Here is a 17,840-nt window from a genome sequence, read left to right on the forward strand (position 1 = left end):
CATAATTCGCCGGGCCCTGACCCGTCAATGTGGCAGGATCTGACCCCGTGACTCCCCCCGCAGCGCCGCGGTTCCTGACGGCCACGATCGCGCGCGCTCGGCACATTCCCGCTGGACGCTGGGTCACGATCGTCGCGTTGGGGCTGATCGCTGCGCAAGTCGCCTGGCGGGCGATCTACGTCAGCCAGAGTTGGTTCCTGGTCGACGACTTCTACTTTCTCTCGGACATCGCCACCGATCAGGACGACGCGGCCTGGTATTTCCGGGTTCACCAGGGCCATTTCATGCCGCTGTCGTTCGTCCTGGTCAAGCTCGCATCGATGTTTGGTGCGTTCCCTTGGACCGCGGCCGCGATCGAGATTTGCGCGATGCAGGCGCTTGCGGGCCTCGCCTGCTGGTGGATGCTTCGGACGCTGTTCGGCAACCGGCCGCAGATCTTGGTGCCCCTCGCGCTGTATCTCGTTTCGCCGATCACGATGCCCGCACTGACCTGGTGGGCCGTCGCCATCAACCAGCTGCCGAACCAGATCGCAGTGTTCTGCGCGATCGCCGCCCACGTCATGCACGCGCGCAGCCAACGCTGGTCCCATGCGCTTCTGGCTGCGGCTTTTCTGGTCCTCGGGTTCGCTTCCTACACCAAGACCGCTCTGCTCCCGGTCATGCTCGCCATCCTCAGCGTTGCGTACTTTGCGAACGGCAAGGTGGGCCATCGCGTCGTGACGGTTGTCCAGACACAGTGGCGGGCGTGGGTCCTCTACCTCGCCATAAGCCTTGGTTTCGTAACGACCTATCTCTCGAAGCGCCCCCCGTCGGGTGCACTGAGCGGCTCATTCGCCGAGCTGATGTCGACCACCGTGCTGTCCTCATTCGGCTCGGCACTGGTGGGCGGCCCATGGAACTGGAGCCCGTTCGGAGACGGGCCGATCATGTACGGCACACCACCCGAGCTGGGCGTCGTGCTGGCCTGGTTGCTCATCGTCGCGACAGTTTTTGTCCTCTGGGCGACTCGCACCCGTACGCTGCGCGCCCTGTGGATGCCGGTCGTCTACCTCGCCGCGTCCATCGTGTTCGTCTATCTGGGCCGAAGCTTCGTGCTCGGCCTCATCGGTGGCGTCCGTGCCGGGCAGTCCATTCAGTACGTCGCCGACAGCATGCCGTTCGTCGTACTCGCGCTCGCGCTCATGATGATGTCCCTGCAGGGCGCCGTCGAGCCAAGCGAGCCGCGGCATCACACCCTCCTGAAGCGCCGCCCGCCGAGCGCAGTGCTGGCCGTGGTCGCGGCTGCTGTCGCCATCGGATCGGTCGTGTCCACGGCACGGATGGCCACGATCTGGAACTCGGACTATGCGGAGCGAGGCTTCGTTCAGAACGCCTCCGCCCAGATCGCTCGGGACAAGCCACTCCTGGCCGATGTGCCGGTGCCTGGTCGGATCGTCGATCCACTCGCCGCGCCACGCAATCTGTTGAGCACCCACCTGGCTCCATTGGGGAGGGACCTGCGAACAACGCTGATGGGCACTGATCTCTCGACCCTGACGGTGGAGGGCGACGTCGTCCCAGCCGTGGTCGACGCAAGCCCGCGGACGTCGCGCGACGAGAGCGGAGACTGTCCGTACCCGGTGCAGGACACGGAGACTCTGATTCGCTTCCCCGGAGTCATCGACTTCCCGCTGTGGATGGCCGTGAAATACCGCTCCAGCACCACCGGGGAGGTCCCGATGACCATCGGGTTTCAGTCCCCACGGATCGTGCCGATCGAGCGTGGGCAGCACACGCTATTCATCGCGACAACTGGCGCGTACGACCGCGTCTACCTTCAGGCGCTCGTCGGCCAGCGCCTGTGCGTCTCGTCGATCCGGATCGGTCAGCTACTGCCAGAGGCCAGCCAGTGAGCACTCCAACGCATGACACGCCGACTGAGGAGCTCGAGCCGGACCCTGTCGCCGCACTCGCCCGCCGCGCAGTCGCGCGTCTGACACCCGCGGCACGAGTGAGCCTGCTCGCCTTGGCCCTGATCTTCGCGCAGATGATCTTTCGAACCTGGATGACCTCGGGCAGTTGGTTCATGTGGGACGACTACATCTTCCTGGCAGACGTAGCTCGCGGCGAGGACGGTTGGGACTGGTTGCTTCACAGCCACTTCAGCCTTTTCATGCCGATCTCCCTTTTCCTCGTCAAGATCGTCGGCGGCGCAGGATTCTCATGGAGCGTCGTGGCGGCTCAGATCCTCGTGATGCAGCTCGTCGCCAATCTGACGTGCTGGTGGATGCTGCGGACGGTGTTCGGCAATCGCTTGCGCATCCTGGTCCCGTTGTCGTTCTACCTGTTCAGCCCCATGACAGCGCCGGCCGGCGTCTGGTGGTCGGTGGCGATCAACCAGTTGCCGCACCACGTGGCGATCTTCGGAGCCATCGGCTTTCACACGAAGTACGCCCGTACGGGGAAGGTTCGTCACGCCTTCGCCGCAACCGCCCTGCTGGTCCTCGGTCTCGGCAGCTACATCAAGGCCCCGCTCATCGTGCTGGTCCTGGTCACGATCTCCGTGTGTTGGTTCACGTCCGGTGGGCTGCGCTCGCGGCTCCGCACCTTGATCCGCTCCTGGCCTGCGTGGCTGATGTATACCGCCGCGACTGTGACCTATGCCGTCGTCTGGCAACACCAGCAGGGCCCGGCAGCACCCCGTCAGTCCTGCGAGCTGCCGGGTGTCGTGTCGACATCGATCGTCGACGCGGTCGGCACCGGTCTCGTCGGCGGACCATGGCGATGGAAGCTGTGGACAGGCGGGATCGACCCGTTCATCGCGGCCTCGAAGTGCGTCCCGCAGGCCTACAAGGGCGATCCCGGCCTGCTGGTCGGCGGTGCACCACAGTCACTGCTGTCGCCGCCCCTGTTCGGGCTCGTCGCGGCTTGGCTCACCATCATCGCCCTGACGTTCTACGTGTGGTCGCGCCATCGCAATGCAATCCTGTCGCTGTGGGTCGTCGTCCCGTACGTCCTGTTGTCTGCCGCTCTGGTCTATGCCGGAAGGGCCGGGACGTGGGGCAGTCAGGTCAGTGCCCGCGAGGTCCGCTACTTCTCCGACGTCGTGGCCATCGTCGCGCTGGCGATCGGCGCTGCGATCATGCCAATCATCGGGGCAAAGCAAAGGCTTGAGCCCCGAGAGGATCCTTACTTCAGGGCGAATATCCCCCGCAAAGCGTTTGTGGTGCTGGGCGTCATCTGTCTCGCCGGGTCCATCGTCTCGACGGTCACGTACGTCGCGCCGTGGCACGACGCATCGGCACGTTCGTTCCCCGAGCGGGCCTTCGTGCAGAACGTACGCGACGACCTGGAGGAGAGGACGTCCGAGAAGCCAGTCCTCATAGCGGACCTGCCGTTGCCGGTCGTCGTCGCCAACCCGGTGATTTACCCCTACAACCTGCCTTCCCGAAAGCTTGCACCCCTCGAGCCGGACCTGGTGGCGGTGCTGGCTGGCACCGACCTGCACATGATCGATGCCCAAGGCGGCATTCAGACGGCGACCGTCCCGGACGGACCGCGTGCAGAACCCGGACCGGTAGAGAACTGCGGCTACTTCGCGCAGCAGAACGGTGTCCGTATCCCGATTGTCCCGGTCGTCAACCTCCCGTTCTGGGCGAGGATGGACTATCTCGCCAGCGCCGACGGGCACGTCACGGTGAGTGCAGGCAACTCGATTCGGACCGTCGCCGTAAAGAAGGGTCTGCACTCCATGCTGGTCCAGACTGAGGGCGCCTACGATCACGTCAACGTCACGACCGTGGGCAGCCTCAGCGTGTGCGTGGACAATGTCCACGTGGGCAACATCCAATCAACGAACGGCGGAGCGACCTCGTGAGCGATCGACGCCAGCTCAGCAGCCCGGAGCGCCTCGCCCTCATTGCCTTCGGCATGATCGCTGCTCAACTGATCTTCCGCGGGTGGGCCACGGCCGGCAGCTGGTTCTATTCCGACGACTTCATCTTCATCGGGACCGCGGCACGCGGCGCCGCTGACCTGGACTGGATGTTCGAACCACACAACATCCACCTCATGCCGTTCGGACTCTGGCTGTCGACCCTTGTCGGCAATGTGGGCACCTTCAGCTGGCTGCTCGCGACGGTCGAGATCCTCCTGCTGCAGGCGCTGGCGAGTCTGGCGTGCTGGTGGATGCTGCGCACCCTGTTCGGCGATCGCAAAGGCGTGCTCGTCGCGCTGGCGTTCTACCTCGTCTCTCCACTGTCGTTCCCGTCGATCATGTGGTGGTCGGCATCGCTCAACCAGCTGCCGCACCAGATCGCCCTGTTCGGTGCAGTTGCCGCGCACGTCATGTACCTGCGAACGCGCCATCCCAGCAGTGCGGTCCTCGCAGGCCTGTTCATGCTTCTCGGCTACGCGAGCTACACCAAGACGCTGCTCCTGCCGGTGTTGCTCGTCAGCCTCACCGTCGTCTACTTCGCAACGGGCCGCCTCCTTCCTCGACTCAGGACAGCGCTGGTTCGCTTCTGGCACGCGTGGGTCGTCTATGGCGTCCTGACGATTGGCTATCTCGTCATCTATCTCACCACCGTGCCGCGCTCGGAGTTCCCCGGCTGGCGCAGCATCCGCGACACCTTCGATCTCTCGATCGTGAAGTCGTTCGCCCCGGGAGTGCTCGGCGGTCCGTGGGACTGGGTCAGCCTTGGCCAGCCTGGTGGCGTCGGGCCGCGCCTGTTCGTGGGGACACCGCTGATGCTGATCGCGTTCTCGTGGGTCGCGATTGCACTGCTGTGCGCCTACCAATTCCTCAAGGTCAGGCGGGCGTGGCTTCCGCTGCTCGTCCTCGTGCCCTACCTCCTGCTCAACGCATACCTCGTGTCCGCAGGCCGCTCAGAAGCCTTCGGTGTTGGCCCGGCAGCACTCGAGCTCCGCTATCTCGCCGACCTCGCTGGCGTCGTCGCTCTGTGCATCGCCCTCGCGACGATGCCGATCGTCGGGGCCGCAGTCCGGCCTGAGCCTCGGGACCCCCAACTGTTGACCGTCTCCCTCCCAACTCGCGCGCTCAAAGTCGGCGCTGCCGCGATTGTGGTCGGGTCACTCTTCTCCTCCGTCGCATATGCACTGCCTTGGCACGACAGCGAAAAGATGCCTCAACAGGCCTACGTCGACACGGCGCGCGCCGCGCTCGACAAGGCCGGCAATACCGAGATTGCCGATACAACAGTTCCCGACTCCGTGCTGTGGGCCGCGGCGTTCCCCGCCAACCTGACGTCGCGGATTCTCGCGCCACTCGATGAGCGGTTCACCGTGGTCAAGGCAGGCAACGACCTCAAGCTGATCGGTCCGGACGGAGCACTCAGCGCCGCCGCTGTCCTGGGCGAGGCTCGTACCGAACCGGGCCCGGACAAGGGCTGCGGTTTCGCCGTGACAGAGGATCCGCGCACGATCTCGATCGTCCCAGTCATTGACTTCTCGTTCTGGCTCAGCATCAACTACCTCGCAGGGGCTGACGGGACTGCCACGATCCGCGCAGGAAAGACGACTGTCGAGGCGCCGATCGAGCGCGGGCCGCACACGCTCCTGCTACAGACATCTGGCGCCTACGACAGTGTCACCATCACTCCGGCCTCAGGCGTCAGCCTGTGCGTCGACAAGATGAACGTCGGTCCGCTCACGGCGGTCGGTGCGGAATGAGCTCACCGGCGTCCGACGGAGCGCCGTTCACCACGGACCACGAGGTCTTCCCTGGCCTCGACAGCCTTCGCGCCCTCGCATCGCTGGCGGTCGTGGGGACACACGTCGCCTTCTGGGCGGGCATCTATCCCGACGGACTGTTGGGAGCAATGTCGTCGCGCCTCGACATCGGCGTCGCGTTCTTCTTTGTCCTATCCGGGTTCCTCCTCGGCCACCCGTTCCTTCTCGCCATGGCCGGTGGGCGTCGGCGGCCCTCGACCGGTCGCTACTTCTGGAAGCGCGCGCTTCGCATCGTCCCGCTGGCCCTGATCGTCACGATCGCGGCACTGGCGCTGCTGGATCAGAACAAGCAGGCAGACCTGGGCACCTGGGTGGGCAACCTGACCCTCACCGAGCTCTACGTCACCGGCGCCTTGCCCGCCGGACTGACGCACATGTGGAGTCTGGCCACCGAGGTCGCGTTCTATGTGGTGCTGCCCGGACTGATGGCCCTGATCGCCCGCCTGGTCTGCAGACGAGGCTGGAACCCGCGCGGCATCCTGACCTCCCTCGGCGTGTTGGTCGTCCTCAACGTCGTGTGGCTCGTCGCGATCGCACCGCAGCGAGTCGGAGCTGGCCAGTGGCTGCCTGCTTACCTGAGCTGGTTCTCCGTCGGCATCGCTCTCGCGGTCATCGCGATCGACCGTCGCCGCCCCGGCCGCGACAATACGTGGTCCTTTTGGTCCACCCTCGCCGGACAGCCTGGGATCTGCTGGGTGATGGCACTCGCGCTCTTCGCGGTCGCGGCAACACCGGTCGGGGGTCCGAGCCTCCTCATCGCACCGACCCATACCGAGGCGGTCAGCAAGAACCTGCTGTATGCCGTCATCGCCGGGCTCATCGTGCTTCCGTCAGTCCTCGGACCCGCGTCCGGGACCCCGTACTCCAACTTTCTGGGCCAGCGAATCCTGCGACACCTCGGCCACATCTCGTACGGGATCTTCTGCATCCACCTGTTGGTGATCCATGCAGTCGCCTCGTGGCGGGACATCCCCGTGTTCCAAGGCAACGGCTGGGAGCTGTTCGCCCTCACGGTCGTCATTACGCTCGTGCTGGCCGAGATCGCCTACCGTGTTGTCGAGCGTCCAGCCATGCGCCTCAAGAACGCCCAGATCTCTCGGTCGAAGAGCACTCCTCCGGCCGCGGCCAGCGCCGCGACGACGCACCACTGAGGCCAGTCAAGGCTTCCCGCCCAGGCATCAGAGCTGGCCCACGGCCGTACGACGTATGCCAGCCCCGCGACGAGAACGGCCGCCGGCGCCACCCAGGATGCGTCCCATCGCCGGCCCACAAGCAGCACGGCTGCCAACGCGAGAACGGCCGCGAGGGTTCCACCAATTCCACCGACGAGGACGATCGGGACGATGGCCGTCACTGCACCGACGAAGCCCCTCAGCCTAGTTCGCAAAGTGCGCGGCTCGTCCACGACGTCCGGTGAGCGGCGCAACCTCCAGACGCTGATCAGCAGCCCGGCCATTGCGAGCGCACCGAGCGCAAGCAGCCCCCGGTAGAGCAGGCTCGGACCGAACGACACGTCGATCGGCTTCCCGCCCTCGACCTCGAATCCCTGCTGCCACCCGTTGACCGTGACTGCCGGACTATCGCCCGCGCGCCAGCCTCGGTTGACGTTCTGGTTGAGCGTGAGGATCTGCTCACCCGAGCCGGCGACAGCAGCCACCTCGATATGACTCCCTGTCCTCTCGGTGTCGACCTCGACGCCTGCCGAGTGAGCCTGGGCCGTCCGTGAGAATCGGACCGTGAGTGGGCGGAATGCGACGCTCGGCGACACCGTCACCCGGTGAGATCCCTTGGCCAGCACGAGATCTGGCAGCCCGCACAGGGACGTAGTCAGTGGCCGGTGCGATAGCACGGCTCGCCGCGACGTCGTCACGCTCGTCTCGAACGTGCGCGAGTCGACGGCCACCGTCGGTCCTGAACCGCATGGCAGCTCTATCTGCTTGTCGGTGCCGGCAGAAAGCGCTCGGCCGGAGCCGGGTACCGAGATCTCGCTGATGCCTAGAGGAAGTCCACTGCCTGTGCCGTCGAATGCCAGACTCGATCGCACGTAGGCGTCTGTCACCTCGATCGTCACGGATTTCGACGTCTTCGCCGGGAATTCGGCAACGCCGTCAGTGTCGAACCGGACCCGCCTGCTCGTGCCGTCGTCGAACACCAGTCGCGCCCGCTGCGGTGCCGACGCAGCGAGCGTCGGATCGGCCCGAAGAACCAGCCTGTCCATCGTCCGTGCGGTGGGGAACGTCAGCGTGATCTCAGGCGTCACATCGCGCAGTGCCGCGATCCATCCTGTCTGGGGGTCACCGTCGATCGCCGCGAGTATGCCCGCTGCAGCGTCACCACTGCCGGTCGAGCTGACCCGCAGGCGTACGTCACCACTCAGCGCGTTGGTCAGCGCGGCTGACTCCTGCGGCGCTGCGCTGAGCCCCGAGGCGTACGACGCGCTGCCAGCGAGCTCGACGATGCGGTCGATCGTGCGTCCGTCCTCGCCCAGCCCGTCACGGCCGGGCGTGCACCGCACGACACCCTGCACGGTTCGACACGCGGCTTGACCTGCTGGCGCAGTGAACAAGATGTCGTCCGGTATGCCCCAGCTCTCCGGCAGTGCCGGGAGCCTGAGTGGGCGGGCCAGCGGCGCCTCAGGAATCGACACGTCATCGATCGACAGCGGCTCCAAGCCGAAAGACGGCCCCGAGATCCGCAGGCTGCGAGTCAAGCCGACAGGAGTGTCGAGCGGGGCTTCACTCTCCCCCGCCTGCACCTTGGTCGTTTCGGTGCCTACGTCGGTCGTGACAGACAGTTCTCGCGCGGGCTGACCGCGCGTGAGCGTCACTGAGAGCCCCGTCACCGATGTCGGCTCAGCGAACCGGACCTCGACCCAAGCTCTCGACCCCGAGTCACCAGCGACCCACTTGGTACGGGAGTCGCCGTCGAACGCCGACCACGGCTGCCGTGTCTGGTCAATCGAGAACTGTGTGACGTCGGACTGCGACGACGATGCCGAAATCGACGCGGCTCCGATCAGCTCCGGCACCGTCTGCCACCGGGCCTGACCTGGGACGACGTAGTCGTGCACCGGGCGATCGATGCGGTAGCGGTCGGTGTGGCCGAGCGACGCGGACCTGTTGCGGATGACCCTGCCGAATGCCACCTCTTGACGCCGATCGGTGTCGGTCATGATCACGGGGCCTTGCGGCTTGCTGATGTCTGTGTCAGCGGCGAGCAACACGTCCGTGCTCTGGTCGAACAGCCCGTCCTGGACGAGGAGCGCGTCTGGCGACCCGATGACGACGGGCGTGCCCTTGACGGGCTGAACTCGCGCCACCGTGGAGTCGACACCCTCCACTTCGAACACCTGAATCGCCCGGTGACGGGACTGGCGTCCCGCGTTGACGAACACAACCTCGCCGTCGTCAGTCTCCTGGCTCGCCGGGTTGCCGACCATCGGCCCGAACGACTTCACAGCCACGACGCCAGGGGTGCTCCGCAGGGTCGACTCGACGAGCTCGGTGTCTGTCGTAGCTGAGTCGGCAAGGTCCTGACGGACGAGCAGATATCGGATCCCCGAGCGGAACAGCGCATCGTGCAGCGCTCGAGAACCCACGCCCGATGCAAAGGCTCGCTCGAAGGTGTCGAGCGTGCGTATCGTTCCCGGCGGTGTCAGTGGCACGGCATTTCGTACGGACCATGGGCTCGAGAGGAACGCCTGAGCGACTTCATCGCGAGGACTCCCCCACAGGTAGGTCCCGAACGGCGAGCCCGGGAGCAGCAATGTGTTCTGGCCAACGGCGTTTTTGTTGAGCCAATCAGTTGCGTCGGTCCAGTAGCCCGGTACATCGGTGTAGGTGCCGCGATTGGCCAGATCGGCTGTCCAGGCGGGCACCGTCGAACCGAAAAGTGCCGCGCCTGCGAGGAGTGCGACACCGGCCAGTGGCAACCGCCGCCGCGACGTATCCGACGAGCGGCGTGCATACACCCCGACGACATGGACGAGGCCGAGCACCAGCGGCACGCGGATCACCGGGTCGAACTTGTGGGTGTTGCGCAGCGGTGCGAGCACCCCATCGAGAAGGCCTTGCAGTCCCGTCGTGCCGAGATTCGTCCCGGCGTGACCAAAAGTGACCAACGTGAGGCCGACAGCCAGCGACACCAGGAGGAAGCGACCGATCGGATTGTCCTTGCGGCCGATTCCCCAGATGCCGAGGACGAGCACGACGACGCTGTTGATGATGACCGCCGGACTCGTCAGCAGCACGCTGCCTGCGACCGCCGTGCTGTCGAGGTAGGGGATCCAGTTGGACGTGCCACGCAACGCATCGAAGGCCGTTGCCGCGAAGGTCGTCGTGGACGCGCTCTCGATAAAGTCGAGGAACGGCGGGCTGTAAGAGCCGAGCAGAAGCAGCGGCCCTAGCCACCACAGCGTGCCCAGCGCCACGAATGCCGGCCACCACACGATCAGCGATCGACGACGCCGACTGGGCTGTGCCATGAGCAGCCAGATCATGCCGAGTGGGAGAACCGCGAACGTGGCAGCTGCGTTGACGCCGCCGATGCAGGCGACCGCAAGAGCGCTCAGAGCGGCCATGAGTCGAGGGTTGCCGCGACGGAGCCCAATCACGAGGGGTACCAAGACCCACGGCGCCAGCGCTGAAGGCCACACCTCGATCGAGCTCGAGCCGACGAGCGACAACATGCGCGGCGACAAGGCGAACGCAAGGCCGCCGAGCAGCCGGGCCGTGGGAGTACCCAGTCCGAGTACTCCTGCCAGCTTGACCATGCCGAGGAACGCGGTCACGAAGAGCAAAGACCACCACAGGCGCTGGACGATCCACGGGTCGATCTCGGTCAGATGGCCAAGCCAGAAGAATGGACCCATCGGGAACAGGTAGCCGTACGCCTGGTTCTGGACCTGTCCAAACGATCCGGCGGGATCCCACAGGCTGAGCGCCCGCTCCAGGAAGCCGCCCGGGTTGAGTGCGAGGTCGGCTTTGGTGTCGCCGACGATGCGACCTGGCTGCGAGACGAACGCCAGCGCCGTCAAGAGCATGCTGGTGGCGACGAGTCGCATCCTCCAAACCACACGGGGCTGCTCGCGGGTCATCGCTTCCTCAGGACGATCGCGAGGTTCCACGTCACAACCTCGCGCAGTCCAGGTACCCGCAGCACCCACCACGCCCAGCGAGGCAGATACCTCGGGATGAGTGCCACTACGTCTGACCCGGTCTGACGGTGCGCCCAGCTGAGCCCACTTGCCGCCGTCACCGCGAACAATGACTCGCCGAACACATTCTTCGGAGGGTGCCCGTGCTTGCGCTCGTAACGGCGAGCGGCGCGTTGTCCGCCGAGGAAATGCCAAGGCGCGGTCTCGTGGCCACCCCAGGGCCCAAACCACAGCGTGTACGAGAGGAACACCAGACCACCAGGCTTGGTGACTCGCACCATCTCCTCGGCCATCGTCCATGGCTTGTTGACGTGCTCGAGCACGTTGGAGGAATAGGTGACGTCGAAGCTGCCGTCCGCGAACGGCAGCTGCATTCCGCTGCCCAACACCGTGCCTGGCTCGGGGTCACCAAGTCCTGAGAGCTCGCCCAGATCTGCATCCAGCGAGTTGTACGTAGCGCCGTCAGCGCGAAATGCGTCGGCAAAGTAGCCCGGTCCCCCGCCCACGTCGAGCACCCACGCACCCGCGAGATCCGCGTACGTGCCGATCTGGTCGACCGAGTCGCGAGCGAGAGTTCCGTAGAAGTGGTCGGGGTCGGTCTGCTCGACCCGAAACGCCTGGAACAGGCGCCACGACCGCCGAAAGGTGGGACGAAACGGCAGGTCGGGCACGCGTGCACGATACCCGAGGGTGAGCCCACTTCTCTGCTAGAATTGGACCGTTGCGTTGAGGGACGCGACGCGTGAAGTTGGGAGACTTCACGGAGGGAGTAGTGCCGGGCAGTATGCCGGCATTTGAGGGAGGCGCCGACCTCGGTCGGCAACGCTATGCACGTACTTTTCTGCAACTGGCGCGACACCAAGAACCCCGAAGGCGGGGGTTCCGAGCGCTATGTCGAGAACATGGCGCACGGACTGGCTGAGCGCGGACACACGGTCACCATCGCCTGTGCCACACATGACAACGCGCCTCGCGAGGAGACCGTCGACGGCGTACGTTTCGTGCGCCGAGGCAGCAAGCTGGACATCTACGTCCGCACCTTCTTCGCGCTTCTCTTCGGCCGCTACGGCAAGGTCGACGTCGTCGTCGACGTCCAAAACGGTCTGCCGTTCTTCACCCGCCTCGCAACGCGCAAGCCGGTCGTTGTCCTGGTCCACCACGTGCACCGTGAGCAGTGGCCCGTCGTCTACCCCGGCCTGGTCGGCAAGGTTGGCTGGTGGATCGAGAGCGTGCTGTCGCCCCGTCTCTACCGCAAGAGCCAGTACGTCGCCGTGTCCGCCGCAACTCGCCTCGAACTGATCGAGCTCGGTGTCGACCGCGACCGCATCGCGATCGTCCACAACGGCAACGACCCTGCACCAATGGTCAACGCCGTCCGCTCAGAGACCCCGCGCATCAGCGTGGTCGGTCGCCTCGTACCGCACAAGCAGGTTGAGCACGCGATCGACGCCGTCGCGGAGCTGAGCGCCACGCATCCCGACATCAAGCTCGATGTCATTGGCGCCGGCTGGTGGGACGCAGAGCTCGTCGAGTACGCCGAGAAGCGCGGTGTCACCAAGCACATCGCGTTCCACGGCTTCGTCGATGACCAGACCAAGCACGAGCTGCTCGCACAGTCTTGGGTGATGGCGTTGCCGTCACTCAAAGAAGGCTGGGGCATCGTGATCGGCGAGGCCGGCACACATGCAACTCCGACCGTTGCCTACAGCACCGCCGGCGGCACGACTGAGTCGATTGACCACAAGGACTCGGGTGTCCTCGTCGACAGCCCGAGCGAGTTCACCGACGCAATCCGCCAGCTCGTCGAAGACGACGAATGGCGCGAATTCCTTGGGCAGGGAGCGCTCGTGAAGTCTCGTACGTTCACCTGGGCCTCCTCGCAGAGCGAATTCGCAGAAGTCATCCACAGCGTCTGAATGCAGGCGAACGAAGGGCGGGTCTCCTCGGAGGTCCGCCCTTCACACTGTCCCGCACACGACGAAGCGGGCGCCTCCCGAAGGAGACGCCCGCTTCTTGTTCAGAAGATCAGTTGGATCCGTAGCTCACGTTGCTTGTTGTGTCGATCGGCTTCTCGCCAGCACTCTGCTGCGAATTGACGACTCCCACGACCGTTGCTCCGGCCAGACCAAGTCCTGCGATAAAAGCGACGATGCCGCCAGTAATAGTTCCCACAGTTGAGTCCCTCCCTCAATCAGACCAAGTCTACCAGCGAGAGGGGGTCACCATCAAAAGCGCGCACGCAGGATTCGACCGAAATCGAGGTCCCGTTCGGCACTAGGCTGGGGGCACCATGCCGACTCCCCTGCGCACTGCTTCCGCCCTCGTGAGGACCATGCGGCCACGGCAGTGGACCAAGAACGTCTTGGTGGTTGCTGCAGCCCTTTCGGCCGGCGTTCTGGGCGACGGCAACAACATCGCCATCATCACGGGCACGTTCGTCGCGTTCACCCTCGCCGCGTCGGCCGTCTATCTCTTCAACGATGCCCGCGATGTCGAGGACGATCGCAGGCATCCCCGCAAGAAGCTTCGCCCAGTCGCCGCCGGCGAGGTTTCGGTCGGCGCCGCAGTCCTGGCGTCCATCGTGGTCGCCGCCGCTGGTTTGGGGCTGGGTTTCGCGATCGATCGCGACCTCGGCATCACGCTCAGCGTCTACATCGTGATCCAGGTGGCCTACGCGCTGTGGCTCAAGGAGCAGCCCGTCATCGACCTTGCGATCGTGTCGGCAGGATTTCTGTTGCGTGCGATCGCCGGCGGCGTCGCGATCGACGTACCCCTGTCTCAGTGGTTCTTGCTCGTCGCCTCGTTCGGATCGCTGTTCATGGTTGCCGGCAAGCGCTACTCCGAACTTCGCAGTCTGGGCAACGAGGCCGGCACCCGACGCACCCTTGAGGAGTACTCGGTCTCCTACCTACGGTTTGTGTGGACGCTCGCAGCGACCGTCACGATCACTGCGTACAGCCTCTGGGCTTTCGAGATCAAGAATCAGACCGGAGTCGACTGGCAGGCGATCTCGATCGCTCCGTTCGTCATGGGCCTTCTGCGCTATTCCGTCGACATTGACCGCGGCCTTGCCGGAGAACCCGAAGAGGCAGTCCTGCGTGACCGCGTGCTGCAGCTGATCGCTGTCTGTTGGCTCGCGATCTTCGCGATCGGCGTGTACGCCAAATGATCGAGTCACTCGCGGGTTGGGGTGGAACGAGTGCGAGCAGCGCTCGTGTGGCACGCCCGACCGACGTCGAAGCACTTCGCGATGAGCTCAAGACCGTCGGAGAGCGCGGGCTGATCACCCGCGGGCTGGGACGCAGCTACGGCGACCCCGCGCAGAACGCCGGCGGCACCGTTCTGGACCTGACGGACTGGGACACAATCCTGGACGTCGACACCGCGGCGCCCAACGTCCGCGTACAAGCCGGCATAAGTCTCGATCGCCTCCTTCGAGCCCTACTCCCCCTCGGTCTCTGGCTGCCTGTCGTCCCAGGCACCCGGCAAGTGACCGTCGGCGGGGCGATCGCCGCAGACGTGCACGGCAAGAACCATCACGTCGATGGCAGCTTCGGCAATCACGTGTCCGAGTTCGACATCCTGCTGGCGTCGGGCGACATCGTCACGGCGGCACCGGATGGGGACAACGCAGAGCTGTTCTGGGCGACTGTCGGCGGAATGGGACTAACCGGCGTCGTCCTCGAGGCCACAATCCAGCTCAAGGAAGTCGAGACGTCCTACTTCGTCGTCGACACCGATCGCACGGCCAACTTGTCGCAGATGCTCACCGCACTGGAGACAGGCGATGACGACTACACCTATTCCGTCGCGTGGTTCGACACCGCGACGACCGGCGACTCGCTGGGTCGCGGAGTCATCATGCGGGGCAACACCGCATCGCGAGAGGCGCTCGACCCCGACCAACGCCGAGCAGCGCTCGAGTTTGCCGCTCCGCAGCGGGGACGCGTCCCGTTCGAGCTGCCCGTCGGACTCGTCAATCGATTCTCCGCCAAGGCCTTCAACGCGCTTTGGTATGCCAAGTCGCCGCGCCACCGCACTGACGAGATCCAGGACATCACCCAGTTCTTCCATCCGCTCGACATTGTCGGCGACTGGAATCGGGTCTACGGCCCCAAGGGTTTCTGCCAGTACCAGTTCGTCGTCCCCTTCGGCGAAGAAGCCGCGTTCACGACGATCGTCGAGACGATTGCCCAGTCAGACCACGTGTCGTCGCTCAACGTGCTGAAGCGGTTCGGTCCAGGCAATCGCGCTCCCCTGTCATTCCCGATCTCCGGCTGGACCCTGGCCGTCGATCTGCCCGTACGAGCAGGGCTCGACGCGCTGCTCAACCACCTCGACCAGCTCGTACTGGCCGCTGGCGGTCGCATCTATCTCGCCAAGGATTCGCGCATCTCGGCTGCGACCTTCGCCCAGATGTATCCCCGGCTCGATGAGTTCCGCGCTTCGCGCGCGCGTTTCGACCCCACCCATACGTTCCGATCCGACCTGTCACGACGACTCGACCTGTGAGGCACCCATGATCAACGCGCTCGGCATCCCCCAGCACATCCTGTTGCTCGGAGGTACGTCCGACATTGCCCTCGCGATCGCCGAGACATACGCCGCGCAGGCCCCCAATCTGACGGTGACGCTGGCGGCCCGCTCTGGCGATCGTCGTGACGCCGCCGTACAGCAGCTCTCTGCCAAGGGGTGCACAGTCAGCGCGGTCGACTTCGAGGCTCTCGACACTGCCAGCCATGGCGCGCTGATTGCCGGAATCGACGGAGACATCGACCTCGCCATCGTGGCATTCGGCCTGCTCGGCGATCCCGAGGAAGCGTGGACCGATGTCGAGGTCGCTCGTGAGCTTGCCGAGGTCAACTACGTCGGCGCCGTCACGACCGGTGTTGCTCTTGCTGCGCGTATTCGCACGCAGGGCCATGGCGTGATCGTCGCGCTGTCGAGTGTGGCCGGAGAGCGGCCGCGTCGTTCCAACTTTGTCTACGGCTCAACGAAGGCCGGCTTCGACGCGTTCTACACAGGACTGGGCGAGGCATTGCGTGAGCTGGGTGGTCGCGTACTGGTGGTCCGTCCCGGTTTCGTGAAGTCCAAGATGACCGATGGCCTCGATCCCGCTCCCCTCGCGACGACTCCGGAAGCGGTGGCCGAGGCTGTGGTTGCTGCCGTACGCGACGGCAAGGAGCAGATCTGGGTTCCTGGCACGATGCGCGTCGTGATGTCAGGCCTGCGTCACGTCCCGCGGGTTATCTTCCGGCGTCTCCCGGTCTGACCTTCGTAGGGCGGCACCCACACCACCCAGCAGCGTCAGCCCGGCCAGAAGCCATGCGACTGTCATGGCCCACCGGTCACCCGGCGCAGTTTCTGACGGCGTAGCCCCCGGCAACGCGAAGAGTCGCAATTCGTCTCCGGCAATCGGCAGCTCTTCAGCACCAGCGATCAGCGCGAGCGCTTCGTCGGCCCTCGGAGCCTTGGTATCGACCACGATGATGCCGATGCCTTGCTCGGGCAGCTCAGCCAGGACCTTCGTACCGTTCAGCACCTTCCCGATCGCCGCAGCACGGGGACCCTCGCCTCTAATCGTCTCGCCAGAGACATCCAGCTCGTCATTCGTGACGGTCGTACGGCCGAAGAAGCGGCCAGCCGGATCGAATACCGGAGTGTCGTGATTCCAGCTTGGCCGGCGGTAGGCCGAGAAAGGCAGCACGAGGATGTCGCCGCTGACATCACTTTCGGCGATCGCCGTACGGGTATTCGTCCAGGCCGCCGGATAGGTGGCGGGCTCAAGCCTGCCGCCGACTCCCCACGCGAGATCAGGGAGCGCCGCCACCGGGAGCACGAGGCCAAGGACAGCGATCGGGGTCACCCACGCCCGGGCGTTGTGGAGGAGGGCGCATACGCCGGCACCGAAGGCGACTGCTTCGAGAGGAACCAGCAGTGCGAGCCATCGCGTCCCATCACGTACGAGACCTCCGCCCGGTACGTCGCTCACGATTCGCTCGATCAGATCGGGAACCAGCCAGCCCGCAAGAGCTAAGACGAGCCCGACCGCCCCGGCCGCAGCGAGTACGCCGAGTAGTTGCCTATCACCACGCCACACCGTTACTAGACCGACGATGATCACGACGCCGATCGCCGCGGCTATGGCAACCGTGAGGCCAAGCGTGCGCGATGTGGGCACGACTTCGCTGTTCCAGATCCCACCGAGAGTCAGGACTGAGCCAAGTCGCCCAAAATGTCCCTCACCCTGGACCTCGAACAGCCCGACGGCAGCAGGATCCGACTGCCCGCCCGAATGCACCACTCCGGCGACGACCCACGGAAGGTTGAGAAGTCCAGCGAGCCCGAGCACGGGAAGAACGCGCTTGCGCCCAGCGACGAGCACGATCACCAAGCCCATGAGTCCTGTTGCAGGAGTCAGCGCCGTACCCGCGAGGGCGACAACGACGATCGGCCAGCGAGGCCCTTCCTCGTCGAGCAGTGCAGCGATCAGCCACGGGATCGCTGCCGCAGCGAGGAGCAAGGGCCACTGGCCGAGCACCAGACGCTCAGCCACGAACGGATTCCACACCGCGAACGTCGCTCCGGCCAGCTGAGCCGCCAGCGGGCGATCGCGCAGCAAACGCCCGACTCCGGTCGCGATCAGGAACAGCGCCGCAAACAGGACGATCCGTTGAACGACGGCCGCCGGAATGACACTGCCCAGCAGCGCGACCACGGCGTCAGATGGGACCGCTCGCGGCAGCGCCGAACCCAGGCCCCAGAGCTCGGCCCGATCGAGGTCGAGATGCGGGACCCAGACCATGTCGTACGACAGAACGTAGCCTCGCGCGAACAGCGGCGCGCACACGGCGAGAGCCAGAACGGCGGCCCACAGCGGCACGATCGAGCGCCTCAGATGATCGCGATGCGACACATTGGCCCTTTCGTCGTGGCGTCGGCCAGCCACGGCTAT

Annotated in this window: 12 protein-coding genes; 8 read left to right on the forward strand and 4 right to left on the reverse strand. The window is 65.3% G+C overall.

The annotated features are described in order from the left end of the window. The first annotated feature begins 47 nt into the window (after window positions 1-47). From J2X11_RS09820 to J2X11_RS09835, 4 genes are read left to right on the forward strand one after another with little or no spacing between them, the layout of a single operon-like run. Window positions 48-1,892, forward strand: a complete 1,845-nt coding sequence (locus J2X11_RS09820) for a hypothetical protein (RefSeq protein WP_309970123.1) — start codon at window positions 48-50, stop codon at window positions 1,890-1,892. Continuing rightward, entirely contained in the window at window positions 1,889-3,856 is a 1,968-nt protein-coding gene (locus J2X11_RS09825) for a hypothetical protein (RefSeq protein ID WP_309970127.1), read from the forward strand. Before J2X11_RS09820 ends, J2X11_RS09825 begins: the two co-directional genes overlap by 4 nt. Next, window positions 3,853-5,670 carry a hypothetical protein gene (locus tag J2X11_RS09830; RefSeq protein WP_309970131.1) on the forward strand — a complete coding sequence of 606 codons (1,818 nt, stop codon included), beginning with the start codon at window positions 3,853-3,855 and terminating at the stop codon, window positions 5,668-5,670. Before J2X11_RS09825 ends, J2X11_RS09830 begins: the two co-directional genes overlap by 4 nt. Then, window positions 5,667-6,881, forward strand: a complete 1,215-nt coding sequence (locus J2X11_RS09835; RefSeq protein WP_309970133.1) for an acyltransferase family protein — start codon at window positions 5,667-5,669, stop codon at window positions 6,879-6,881. The genes J2X11_RS09830 and J2X11_RS09835 overlap by 4 nt, the downstream gene beginning before the upstream one ends. Here J2X11_RS09835 and J2X11_RS09840 read toward each other — a convergent pair. Together J2X11_RS09840 and J2X11_RS09845 are read right to left on the reverse strand one after the other, a co-directional pair. Beyond that, complete coding sequence (locus J2X11_RS09840) at window positions 6,776-10,792, reverse strand: alpha-(1->3)-arabinofuranosyltransferase domain-containing protein (RefSeq protein ID WP_309970136.1); 4,017 nt, start codon at window positions 10,790-10,792, stop codon at window positions 6,776-6,778. The genes J2X11_RS09835 and J2X11_RS09840 overlap by 106 nt on opposite strands. Window positions 10,793-10,821: 29 nt before the next feature. Further along, a complete protein-coding gene (locus J2X11_RS09845; RefSeq protein ID WP_309970140.1) occupies window positions 10,822-11,556 on the reverse strand; it encodes a class I SAM-dependent methyltransferase in 735 nt (244 codons plus the stop codon). Between the two features lie 156 nt (window positions 11,557-11,712). Between J2X11_RS09845 and J2X11_RS09850 the strand changes: the two genes are divergently transcribed. Beyond that, entirely contained in the window at window positions 11,713-12,801 is a 1,089-nt protein-coding gene (locus J2X11_RS09850) for a glycosyltransferase family 4 protein (protein ID WP_309970142.1), read from the forward strand. 109 nt (window positions 12,802-12,910) lie between these two features. Here J2X11_RS09850 and J2X11_RS09855 read toward each other — a convergent pair whose 3' ends face one another. Next, complete coding sequence (locus J2X11_RS09855) at window positions 12,911-13,057, reverse strand: hypothetical protein (RefSeq protein ID WP_309970145.1); 147 nt, start codon at window positions 13,055-13,057, stop codon at window positions 12,911-12,913. A gap of 118 nt (window positions 13,058-13,175) precedes the next feature. Here J2X11_RS09855 and J2X11_RS09860 point away from each other — a divergent pair, with 118 nt between their 5' ends. From J2X11_RS09860 to J2X11_RS09870, 3 genes are read left to right on the forward strand one after another with little or no spacing between them, the layout of a single operon-like run. Beyond that, the gene (locus J2X11_RS09860) at window positions 13,176-14,054 is read left to right on the forward strand and encodes a decaprenyl-phosphate phosphoribosyltransferase (RefSeq protein ID WP_309970150.1); all 879 of its coding nucleotides are present in this window, start codon (window positions 13,176-13,178) and stop codon (window positions 14,052-14,054) included. Between the two features lie 47 nt (window positions 14,055-14,101). Continuing rightward, on the forward strand, window positions 14,102-15,397 hold the full coding sequence (locus J2X11_RS09865; RefSeq protein WP_309970153.1) for an FAD-binding oxidoreductase: 1,296 nt from the start codon (window positions 14,102-14,104) through the stop codon (window positions 15,395-15,397). 7 nt (window positions 15,398-15,404) lie between these two features. Further along, window positions 15,405-16,157, forward strand: a complete 753-nt coding sequence (locus J2X11_RS09870; RefSeq protein ID WP_309970156.1) for a decaprenylphospho-beta-D-erythro-pentofuranosid-2-ulose 2-reductase — start codon at window positions 15,405-15,407, stop codon at window positions 16,155-16,157. On the opposite strand, the gene J2X11_RS09875 is transcribed toward J2X11_RS09870, so the two are convergent. Beyond that, complete coding sequence (locus tag J2X11_RS09875) at window positions 16,107-17,834, reverse strand: MmpA family trehalose lipid delivery protein (RefSeq protein WP_309970159.1); 1,728 nt, start codon at window positions 17,832-17,834, stop codon at window positions 16,107-16,109. The two genes, J2X11_RS09870 and J2X11_RS09875, sit on opposite strands and share 51 nt — an antisense overlap. Window positions 17,835-17,840: the final 6 nt, after the last annotated feature.

The organism is Aeromicrobium panaciterrae (assembly GCF_031457275.1).
In the GTDB taxonomy this organism is placed as follows: domain Bacteria; phylum Actinomycetota; class Actinomycetes; order Propionibacteriales; family Nocardioidaceae; genus Aeromicrobium; species Aeromicrobium panaciterrae_A.